Genomic DNA, 1117 nt, shown 5'->3' on the forward strand with positions numbered 1-1117 from the left:
AGGCGGCCACGGGCGGGAGCGAGCGGCGCGGCCGGGCGGGCGGGGGCGACGGGGAGGGCCTGGTGTCCATCAAACGAGCGTAACGCTGCGCGACGCCTCGTGTGCTCTGCGTCCAGGTCGTGGCGTCCTCACCCCGCGCGCAGGGCCATCGTCATCGCCTCCACCGCCAGCAGCGGGGCCACATTGCGGTCCAGGGCGTCGCGGCAGGCGGCGATGGCCTCGATGCGGCGCAGGGTGGACTCCGGGGAGCCCGCCCCGGCGATGCGCTGGAGGGCGTCCTCGGCGTCCTCGTTGGCGATGGCCACGCGGGAGCCGAGCTGGAGGGCGAGCACGTCGCGGTAGAAGCCGGTGAGGTCGCCCAGGGCGACGTCGAGGCTGTCGCGCTGGGTGCGGGTGCGGCGCCGCTTCTGCATGTCCTCCAGGTCCTTCATCACCCCGGCCGTGCCGCGTGGCAGCCGGCCGCCCTGGGCGGCGCCGAGCGCGGCCTTCAGCTCGTCGGTCTCCTTGCCGTCCATCTCCTCGGCGAGCTGCTTGGCGTCCTCGGCGGCGGCGTCGACCAGCTCCTGGGCGGCCTTGAGGCAGCCGCCGACCTCCTCGATGCGCAGCGGCAGCTTCAGCACCGAGGCGCGGCGACGGCGGGCCTCGGGGTCGGTGGCCAGGCGCCGGGCGCGGTCGACATGTCCCTGGGTGGCGCGGGCGGCGGCCGCGGCGACCTCGGGCTCGACGCCGTCGCGGCGCACCAGCATGTCGGCGACGGCCGCGACCGGCGGGGTGCGCAGGTTCAGGTGGCGGCAGCGGGAGCGGATGGTCGGCAGCACGTCCTCGATGGAGGGCGCGCACAGCAGCCAGACCGTGCGCGGGGCGGGCTCCTCGACTGCCTTGAGGACCGCGTTGGCCGACTTCTCGTTCAGCCGCTCGGCGTCCTCGACCAGGATGATCTGCCAGCGGCCGTTCGCCGGGCTGGTGTACGACTTGCGGACCGTGTCCCGCATGTCCCTGACCAGGATCTCCGCGCCCACGGCCGCGACCGGGGACACGTCCGCGTGGGTGCCGAGCAGCGCGGTGTGGCAGCCGTCGCAGAAGCCGCAGCCGGGGGTGCCGCCGAGGGCGCGGTCGG

General features: G+C 75.6%; 1 protein-coding gene. It reads right to left on the bottom strand.

The genetic code is table 11. From position 1 onward, the window contains the following. Positions 1–128: 128 nt before the first annotated feature. On the bottom strand, positions 129–1117 hold a 989-nt coding region (locus GT030_RS12775; protein ID WP_161201208.1), incomplete at its 5' end, for a DNA polymerase III subunit delta'.

It is taken from the genome of Streptomyces sp. SID1328 (genome assembly GCF_009865595.1).
GTDB classification, from domain to species: Bacteria; Actinomycetota; Actinomycetes; order Streptomycetales; family Streptomycetaceae; genus Streptomyces; species Streptomyces griseoluteus.